The organism is Alistipes sp. CAG:268, from assembly GCA_000434235.1.
Lineage (GTDB): Bacteria > Bacteroidota > Bacteroidia > Bacteroidales > Rikenellaceae > Alistipes > Alistipes avistercoris.
Genome location: FR892004.1, coordinates 10094 through 18365 on the forward strand (window position 1 = coordinate 10094; position 8272 = coordinate 18365).

General features: G+C 64.8%; 10 protein-coding genes and 1 pseudogene. 2 read left to right on the forward strand and 9 right to left on the reverse strand.

Annotated features, from left to right (window positions below):
* Both QZL63_RS06600 and QZL63_RS06605 read left to right on the forward strand, forming a co-directional pair.
* Positions 1 to 400 (forward strand): GDP-mannose 4,6-dehydratase (locus tag QZL63_RS06600; protein WP_290586307.1); only part of this gene is annotated, 400 nt, incomplete at its 5' end.
* 17 nt (positions 401 to 417) lie between these two features.
* Positions 418 to 744, forward strand: a complete 327-nt coding sequence (locus QZL63_RS06605) for a thioredoxin family protein (RefSeq protein ID WP_022308536.1) — start codon at positions 418 to 420, stop codon at positions 742 to 744.
* A gap of 1 nt (position 745) precedes the next feature.
* Here QZL63_RS06605 and QZL63_RS06610 read toward each other — a convergent pair whose 3' ends face one another.
* The 9 genes and pseudogenes from QZL63_RS06610 to secF form a co-directional block, all read right to left on the reverse strand.
* A complete protein-coding gene (locus QZL63_RS06610; protein WP_022308537.1) occupies positions 746 to 1480 on the reverse strand; it encodes a DNA alkylation repair protein in 735 nt (244 codons plus the stop codon).
* A 10-nt stretch (positions 1481 to 1490) separates the two neighbouring features.
* Complete coding sequence (locus QZL63_RS06615) at positions 1491 to 2387, reverse strand: DUF4831 family protein (protein ID WP_290586310.1); 897 nt, start codon at positions 2385 to 2387, stop codon at positions 1491 to 1493.
* Between the two features lie 51 nt (positions 2388 to 2438).
* Positions 2439 to 3152 (reverse strand): tRNA1(Val) (adenine(37)-N6)-methyltransferase, encoded by a 714-nt coding sequence (locus tag QZL63_RS06620; RefSeq protein ID WP_290586313.1) that lies wholly within the window; start codon positions 3150 to 3152, stop codon positions 2439 to 2441.
* Between the two features lie 5 nt (positions 3153 to 3157).
* Positions 3158 to 3940, reverse strand: a complete 783-nt coding sequence (locus QZL63_RS06625; protein WP_022308540.1) for a TIGR02757 family protein — start codon at positions 3938 to 3940, stop codon at positions 3158 to 3160.
* Positions 3924 to 4574, reverse strand: coding sequence for an ABC transporter ATP-binding protein (locus tag QZL63_RS06630; protein ID WP_022308541.1), 651 nt, complete (start codon positions 4572 to 4574; stop codon positions 3924 to 3926). Before QZL63_RS06630 ends, QZL63_RS06625 begins: the two co-directional genes overlap by 17 nt.
* On the reverse strand, positions 4571 to 5425 hold the full coding sequence (gene folP / locus QZL63_RS06635) for a dihydropteroate synthase (protein WP_022308542.1): 855 nt from the start codon (positions 5423 to 5425) through the stop codon (positions 4571 to 4573). The genes QZL63_RS06630 and folP overlap by 4 nt, the downstream gene beginning before the upstream one ends.
* The gene (coaE, locus tag QZL63_RS06640; RefSeq protein WP_290586328.1) at positions 5400 to 5996 is read right to left on the reverse strand and encodes a dephospho-CoA kinase; all 597 of its coding nucleotides are present in this window, start codon (positions 5994 to 5996) and stop codon (positions 5400 to 5402) included. The genes folP and coaE overlap by 26 nt, the downstream gene beginning before the upstream one ends.
* The gene (locus tag QZL63_RS06645) at positions 5996 to 6400 is read right to left on the reverse strand and encodes a hypothetical protein (protein WP_022308544.1); all 405 of its coding nucleotides are present in this window, start codon (positions 6398 to 6400) and stop codon (positions 5996 to 5998) included. Before QZL63_RS06645 ends, coaE begins: the two co-directional genes overlap by 1 nt.
* A 110-nt stretch (positions 6401 to 6510) precedes the next feature.
* Positions 6511 to 8272: pseudogene (secF, locus tag QZL63_RS06650) on the reverse strand (protein translocase subunit SecF); the annotation flags it as partial.

Genomic DNA, 8272 nt, shown 5'->3' on the forward strand with positions numbered 1-8272 from the left:
GGCGCTGCGCAACCGCGACATACGCATCAACGGCAACGGCGAGCAGATCCGCACGTTCTGCTGGGTCGAAGACCTGGTCGAGGGGCTCGTGCGGCTGATGGACGCCACGCCCACGGAGGGGGTTCGCACGATGGAGTTCGGCGGAGGGCATGAGGTCTCGATCCGCGCGCTGGTCGAGAAGATCGTCGCGCTGACAGGCAGCCGCTCGCGCATCGTACACGTCAAGGCCCGGCCGGGTGACGCCCCGCGGAGGGTGCCCGACCTCACGAAGGCGCGCAACGAACTGGGATGGATACCCCGCACGCCGCTCGTCGAGGGACTGCGACGCACGATCGCCTATGCCGAAAAGGAGCTCTCGGGAAAGGTCCACACGGCCGTCACGTGGGCCGAGATCAACTGAAGGAAAAACGGAATACGATGAACGATTTCGACAAGATCATCTGGAGCGATACGCTGGTCCTCGTGGAGTTTTTCGCCTCGTGGTGCGGACCATGCCGGGCCATGGGCCCGACGGTAGAACGGTTCCGGCGCATGATGAACGGGCGCGCGGAGGTGCTCCGCATCAACATCGACGACGAGCAGATGCTCCCCATCGTCCGCCGCTACCGCATCCGCACGGTACCGACGCTGCTCCTCTTCCACCGCGGCGAGGAGCGCTGGCGCCGCAGCGGCATCACAAGCTACGAGGAGATGGCCGCGGCGCTCGAACAGACGGAAGCACTCATACACGCCACGCCGCACTGATTCAGTGCGGCAAACGCCAGGCAAGCTCCTCGTGGACGAAGTCTTCGGCAGGGAGCGAGCCGAGAGATCCGGCCGCGCGGAGTACCGCCTGCCGGGTCTCTTCGTTTCGGGCCCCGATGGCCGCGCAGAAGGCGACAGCACCCTGGGCAAGCAAGTGAGCCCCGACCCGGGAGAGGGAGCGCACCTCGGCGTCCGAGGCAGACGGGGCAGACGGGCCGGAACCGCCGGAGGCCGTCTCCTCATCCGCGGCCGCAACGGCGGCCCGGTGGACGGCTTCGAGAGCCGGAGCGATCCACTCCCCGGGGGCCTGCGGCCAGCGGGCCGCGGCCATCAGCGCCGCATAGCGGAGCAACAGCGGCTGCGAGGGGGCGATCCATCGGCCGAAAAGTGCGGGGAATGCCCCGGCGCGGCTCAGCAGCGCAAAGGCCGCTTCCTCGGCCAGTTCGTTGTTGTCGATCCCCGCAGCCCAGAATGCGGAATCGTCGGGCGTGAGCCGGTCGGGCTCGGCAATATGGAAGGCGGCGAGACGCAGCTCGCGGACATCCTGACGGAAAAGAAATTCGGCGAAGTCGTGGTCGGGCGTCTCGGCGCGGGCCAGACGGCGCAGGGTCGGGAGGCTCACGCCGTAGTTGAGCCCGTAGGGACGGCCGACAAGGCGCATGGAGTCGGCGACGGCCCCGTTGCGCTCGCGGCGGATCTCGCCGAGCAGGGCCGTCATGCGGGAGGTGTGGTTCATCGCGGCGGGATTACTTGCGGCGCGGAAGGGCCACCTGGACCGTACGTCCGAATTCGAAGACCGGAAGCACCGCACGGGCATACTCGCGGCCTGCGGCGATCACCGTGCAGACGGCCGGAGCCGCCACGCGGCACTTGACGACCGAGGACTCCTTGGGGCCGGCCTCGATGCTGCAGGAGGTCTCACCCGCAGGTTCGATCTGCAGGAGCACCATGTCGCCCGAAAGGTCGCTGTCGGGAAGCAGTCCGGCTGCCGGGCTGAAGCGGCAGAAGACATACTGGTTCTTGCCGGCCTCGGGATAGACCAGATAACGGTGCGTCTCGACCAGGACGGTCTGCTTGCCGAGGAAGAGCTCGAGGTAGCTCTGCTCGAGTCGCTCGATCTCCGAAAGAGCGGCATTCAACCCCTCACCGAAGACATTCTCGCCGGCATCGCCCGTGATGAGCTCCAGCCGGTGGCGGCGCAGGGCGAATACCTGCTCGGCAGCGGCGCGCGCCGCATCCTCGAGCGACGGGACAACCATCGACATCTTGTCGGGCTGAACCCGGGCGAACTCCTCGTCGGAGGAGGCGTGCTGCAGCACCCGCTGCTGCGGGGCGGCCGGCTCGCCGGCATCGTAGAGGTCGTCGCCCGAGAGGGCGATCCGGGCCCCGACGACGCTCCACGTCGTCTTGTCGGTCAGCGGAGCGCGAACGCCGAGGTATTTCTGCGCATAACGCGCGTAGGGCCCGCAGAGCGTCACCGTGCGCTCGACCGTCAGATCGACGGCCAGTACCGTGCGGGGCATGCTGACGGCGATGCCGTCGGCACCTTCCATTGCACCCTCGAGTGCGATATAGGGGTTTTGGGCCATGGCTGCCGTTGCTCCGAAGAGCAGGCCGGCAAACAACAGGATTTTCGATTTCATAAGCATCTGCATGTTGATCCGAAGACAAATGTAACCTTTTTTCACGGGACCTCAAAATTTCAGGTAAAAATCGCAGGTCAGGGCCCGGTATTCGGGCGTATAGCATTCATGCTCACCCGTGCCGATCGTCAGTTCGTTGCGGAGAGGCGCGCCGGACGCCGGGTCCGAAGCGTGCACGCCGGCAGGCACGAACTCGAGAAGAGCCCGCTTGACGGGGCGCCGCGGCGTAGTGCGGACATCGGTACGGCGGACGGGCTGCAGGTACCCCCGGCAGAGGTGCACGAACCGGTCGGCCTCCGTGGTCGGAAGGATGACGGCGAAGTGCCCGTCTGCGGCCAACAGCCGCACGACGGCATCGCGCAACTCCCCGAAGGGCAGGTGGACGGCGTGCCGGACCGTCGTGCGGCCGGCATCGGGGCAGGTGAGCGAATCGACGAAGAAGGGCGGGTTCGAGACGATCAGGTCGAAGGGCCGGTCGGAGAACTCCTGCACGGGGCAGCGGACGAACGAGAGCCGGTCGCCCCACGGCGAAGCATCGCCGTTGGCACGCGCCTCGCCGACATCGTCGATATCGATTCCCGTGACGGCGGCCCCGGGGGCGCGCTGGGCCAGCATCAGGGCGATCAGCCCCGTGCCGGTACCGATGTCGAGAATCCGCCGGTCGGAGTCGCGCAGCGGAGTCCAGGCGCCGAGCAGAACGCCGTCGGTGCCAACCTTCATCGGCGAGCGTTCCTGGCTGACGGAGAATTGTTTGAAGTGGAACATATCAATCAAAGCGTGAGGCGGCGGTCGATGCCGGCGCCGAAGAGGGCAAAATCGAAACGCACGGGGTCCGCGGGATCGAAGCGCCGCAGCGCAGCGGTCGTCTCCTCGACGGCCCGCCAGTCGTTCTGGCGCCGCGTCAGCAGCCCCAGCGTGCGGGCGACATTCCCGGCGTGGATGTCGAGGGGAATGCGGAGGGCAGACATCGGGATGGCCGTCCACAGGCCGAAGTCCACACCGCGGTCGTCGCGGCGGACCATCCAGCGCAGGAACATGCAAAGCCGCTTGCAGGCGGCACCCCGCTCGACGGACGAGAGGTGTTTCTCGCACCGGGGCGCATGCTCCCCGGCAAAGAACGCACGCCGGAAGTCGGCAAGCGTAGCGGCAAGGTCGCCCGTCACGGCGTAGCTGTGCTCGAAGAAGGCACCCAGACCGCCCCACCCGCTATCGATGCGGCGCAGGGCCAGCACGAAGTCGCGCAGGTCGCAACCCCGAAACGTGCGGTGGACAAAGGCGTCGAGGCCCGCGAGTTCGCGCTCCGAGGCGTTGCGCACGAAGTCCGCCGGGGCGTCGTCCATCAGGCGCATCATCCGGTGGCCGTTGCGGACGATTGTCCGGCGGTTGCCCCAGGCGATCGTGGCAGCGAAGAAGCCGGCGATCTCACGGTCGGCACGGTCCGTAAAGCGGTGCGGGACCGAAATCGGATCGTCGGGGATGAACTCCGGGCGGTTATAGGTGTCGTGGAGCCGCTCGAGCAGTTCGCGCAGTTCGGTATCAGCGGACCGTTCCATCCGACATCGTAATCGTGCGGTCGGCCATGGCGGCCAGGTGCTCGTCGTGCGTCACGATGACGATCGTCTGTCCGAGCCGTTCGCGCAGTTCGAAAAAGAGGCGGTGGATCTCGTCGCGGTTGTGCGAATCGAGGTTGCCCGAGGGTTCGTCGGCCAGCAGCACGGCCGGCGAGTTGATCAGCGCCCGCGCGATGGCCACACGCTGCTGCTCACCGCCGGAGAGCTGCCCCGGCTTGTGGTCGCGGCGTGCCGAGAGGCCCACCAGGTCGAGCAGTTCGCCGGCGCGCCGCTCGACCTCGGCACGCGGCCGCCGGCCGATCAGCCCGGGAATGCAGACGTTCTCGAAGGCCGAGAACTCGGCCAGCAGGTGGTGGAACTGGAAGACGAAGCCGATCCGCTCGTTGCGGAAGCGCGAGAGGTCGCGGTCGCCCAGGGCGAAGGGATCGCGGCCGTCGATCTCGACGCGGCCCGAGTCGGGACGCGACAGCGTGCCGATGATCTGCAGCAGCGTGGTCTTGCCCGCGCCGCTGGCCCCGACGATCGAGACTACCTCGCGGTCGGTGACCTCGAGCGAGACGCCCCGCAGCACCTCGAGCGAACCGAAGCTCTTGTGGATATCCGTTACGCGTATCATGGTTGCGTGGTTTGAATCGTATCGCCGCGGAAGGCGCGGAACAGGCGCACGCTGTCGGCCGCCTCGCGGACGTCGTGGACGCGGAGGATCGCGGCGCCCTGGCGCAGGCACTCCCAGCCCAGGGCTACGGTGCCGGCGAGCGACTCGGCGGGCGTGCATCCCAGCGTGCGGTAGATCATCGACTTGCGCGAAAGACCCGCCAGCACCGGACAGCCCAGCGAGCAGAGGCGGTGCAGTCCGGCAAGCAGTTCGAAGTTCTGCGCGGCGGTCTTGGCGAAGCCGAAGCCCGGGTCGAGGATGATCCGCCCGCGGCGGATGCCGGCCTGCTCCATGTCGCAGAGGCGCGAGCGGAAGTAACCGACCACCTCGGTCACGATATCGCGCCGGTAGTCGGTCAGCGACTGCATCGTCTTCGGGTCGCCCTTCATGTGCATGGCGATGTAGGGCAGGTCGAGTTCGGCGACGGCCCGAAGCATGTCGGGATCGAGTTCGCCGGCCGAGATGTCATTGACGATGACGGGGCCGAACTCCGCGACGGCGCGGCGCACCACCCCGCTGCGGAACGTATCGACCGAAACGGCGACATCGGGGTCGGCCTGCCGCACGGCGGCAAGCCCCAAGCGCACGCGGCGCCACTCCTCGTCGGGCGACACCTCGTCGGCCCCGGGGCGCGAGGAGTAGCCCCCTACGTCGATGATCGAGGCACCCTCGTCGAGCGCCTCACGGACCCGCCGGGCAACGGCGTCGCCGTCGGGCGTGCGGCTCCCGGCGTAGAAAGAGTCGGGGGTAACGTTCAGGATGGCCATCACCTGCGGCACGGCAGGATCAATGGCCGGCATGTTGTGCTTCATGGCGGAATCGGCGGTCGAGCAGGGCTACGTTGGGTTCGAGCTCCTCCTCGAGGATATTGACCAGGGTGAAATCGGCCCGGGCGCAAAGCGCGTCGTCGTCGAGCTGGGCAGCGATCCGGCGGCGGACCGCCTCGGCGTCGCAGCCGTCGCGGCGACAGGTGCGCTCGATGCGCAGTTCGAGCGGAGCCAGCACGGCGACGGTCCGGTCCACGCAACCTTCGAGGCCCGCATCGAAGAGGATGGCGCTCTCGAGGATCACGTAGTCGCCGCTCTGACGCTCGGCCCAGGCGGCGAAATCGGCCATCACGGCCGGGTGGACCAGCGCATTGAGATCGGCCCGTGCAGCGTCGTCGCGGAAGACGCGGTCGGCCAGCCACGCACGGTTGAGTTCACCGCCGCGGTAGCTCTCCGCACCGAAGCGGGCCACGATACCGGCACGCAGCGCCTCCGACGAGGTCATGAGCCGCTTGGCCTCGGCATCCGAATCGTAGACCGCAACGCCCTTTTGGGCGAAGAGGCGGCAGACGGTGCTCTTGCCGCTGCCGATGCCTCCGGTGATACCGACCTTCATCATGGCTTTTCTTCGGTTTCGGGTTCCCGGATCTCGGGGATCGAGCCGATCGACACGACCTTGATGTCGCTGATGCGCACCGAAATGGCATGCTGGAGCGACTGCGGGTCGATGACCAGAAAGTCCTCATGCCCCTCCTCGGTCGATGGGTGCGTCTTCAGTTCCGAGAGGGGGATGCGCAGCCGTTTGCTCGAATAGACCCTGTAACCGAAGAGGTTCGTGCCGAGCCCCTCGACCACGCAGGCTACCTCGATCGGCTGTCCGTCGATATTCACGCGGATGGTCTGCTCGGTCGTATAGGTATAGCTCAGTTTGGCCAGGTACCACAGGATGAACGATGCGACCAGCAGTGCCAGGAAGACCGGAGAGACGTAACGCCGGATCCAATGCAAGAAATTTTCCATACCTTCCGAAAGGCTAATTTTACGGCAAAGATAAAAATAAAATGGATTGCGCCGAATACGCAATCCATTTTATTATAAGGTACGGGAAGTAGTCACCCCGCAGAGAAACGCTACTTCTTCTCGATCTCGGCCTTCTTCATGCGCTTGGTCATCAGGTCGTAGGCCAGCGGCGTGGCGATGAAGATCGTGGCGGCGGTACCTACCACGACACCGATGATCAGAGCGAAGATGAAGCCGCGGATCGTCTCGCCTCCGAAGATGACGATGGCCAGCAGCGTCACGAGCGTCGTACCCGAGGTGTTGATCGTACGCGAGAGGGTCGAGTTGATGGCGCCATTGACCAGATCGGCGAAGTTACGCTTCGGATAGAGCGTCATGTACTCGCGGATGCGGTCGAAGACCACCACCGTATCGTTGATCGCATAACCGATGATCGTCAGGATGGCGGCGATAAAGGCCTGGTTCACCTCGAGGTTGAAAGGCAGCAGTCCGTAGAACATCGAGAAGATACCGATGATCAGCAGGGCGTTGAAAGCCAGTGCGGCCGTAGCACCCGTAGCCCACTGCCAGCGCTTGAAGCGGAAGGTGATGTAGAGACCGATGGCGATGAGCGAGAAGAGCACCGAGTAGATGGCGTTCCAGGTCATGTCCTGAGCAATCGAAGGACCGATCTTGTCGGCGTTCAGGATACCGTTCTGGTCGGTCTGCGTGTTGCGGAACTGCTCGAAGGTGATGTCGTAGGAGTAGAGCGACTTGACGGCGTTGTAGAGGATCTGCTCGACCTCGGCCGTAGCCTCGTCCGACGTATCGTCGTAGCGGTACTGCGTCACGATGCGCATCTGGTTCTCGTTACCGTACTGCTTGACCTCGAAGCTCACCGACGAAGCGTCGGCATCGGTAATGGCCGAGAAGGCCTCGTCGAGGTTCTGACGCACGGCTTCGGCCGAAACGGCCTTGTCGAAGCGGACAACGTAGGCGCGGCCGCCGGTGAACTCGGCACCGAGGTTCAGGCCGCGGACAGCCAGCGAGAGGAACGACAGCACCATCAGCACAACGACGATCGTATAGGAGATCTTGCGCTTCGAGAGGAAATCTACATGCGTGTTGTTGAGGAAGTTCTCCGACCACTTGTGCGAGAAGGAGATATTGCCCCACTTGGCAACAATCCACTCGATCAGCAGACGCGTGATGAAGATGGCGCAGAAGAACGAGGTGACGATACCGATGATCAGCGTCGTGGCAAAGCCCTGAACCGGACCGTTACCGAAAATGAAGAGCACGATACCGGTGATGATCGTCGTCAGGTTACCGTCGATGATCGCCGAGTAGGCCTTCGAGAAACCGTCCTTGATAGCCAGCGAGAGGCCCTTGCCTCCGCGGAGCTCCTCCTTGATGCGCTCGTAGATAATGACGTTGGCATCGACGGCCATACCCATCGTCAGCACGATACCCGCAATACCCGGAAGGGTCAGCACGGCACCGAACGAGACAAGCACGCCCATCAGCAGGAAGACGTTGAGGAGCGGGGGGATATAAGACGTTGAAGAGCAGGGAGATATCGGACATCCAACCGGCCGTCTTGTAGAACAGGTCCATGTAGAGGAGCACCAGGATGAAGGCGATCACGAACGAGAGCATACCGGCGTTGATCGACTCCTGGCCCAGCGACGGACCTACGACCGTATCCTGGATGATCTTGGCCGGAGCGGGGACCTTACCCGAGTTGAGCACGTTGGCCAGGTCCTTGGCCTCCTGGATCGTAAAGTCACCCGTGATCGACGACTGACCCTTGTCGATCTTGCCGTTCACGCGGGGGGCCGAATAGACGTAACCGTCGAGAACGATGGCGATGCACTTGCCGACGTTCTCGCA

Coding starts and splice junctions, on each gene's coding strand:
- folP (WP_022308542.1), bottom strand. CDS start 5,425: ATGAAGCACAACATGCCGGCCATTGATCCTGCCGTGCCGCAGGTGATG.
- QZL63_RS06615 (WP_290586310.1), bottom strand. CDS start 2,387: ATGAAATCGAAAATCCTGTTGTTTGCCGGCCTGCTCTTCGGAGCAACG.
- QZL63_RS06630 (WP_022308541.1), bottom strand. CDS start 4,574: ATGATACGCGTAACGGATATCCACAAGAGCTTCGGTTCGCTCGAGGTG.
- coaE (WP_290586328.1), bottom strand. CDS start 5,996: ATGAAGGTCGGTATCACCGGAGGCATCGGCAGCGGCAAGAGCACCGTC.
- QZL63_RS06610 (WP_022308537.1), bottom strand. CDS start 1,480: ATGAACCACACCTCCCGCATGACGGCCCTGCTCGGCGAGATCCGCCGC.
- QZL63_RS06620 (WP_290586313.1), bottom strand. CDS start 3,152: ATGTTCCACTTCAAACAATTCTCCGTCAGCCAGGAACGCTCGCCGATG.
- QZL63_RS06625 (WP_022308540.1), bottom strand. CDS start 3,940: ATGGAACGGTCCGCTGATACCGAACTGCGCGAACTGCTCGAGCGGCTC.
- QZL63_RS06605 (WP_022308536.1), top strand. CDS start 418: ATGAACGATTTCGACAAGATCATCTGGAGCGATACGCTGGTCCTCGTG.
- QZL63_RS06645 (WP_022308544.1), bottom strand. CDS start 6,400: ATGGAAAATTTCTTGCATTGGATCCGGCGTTACGTCTCTCCGGTCTTC.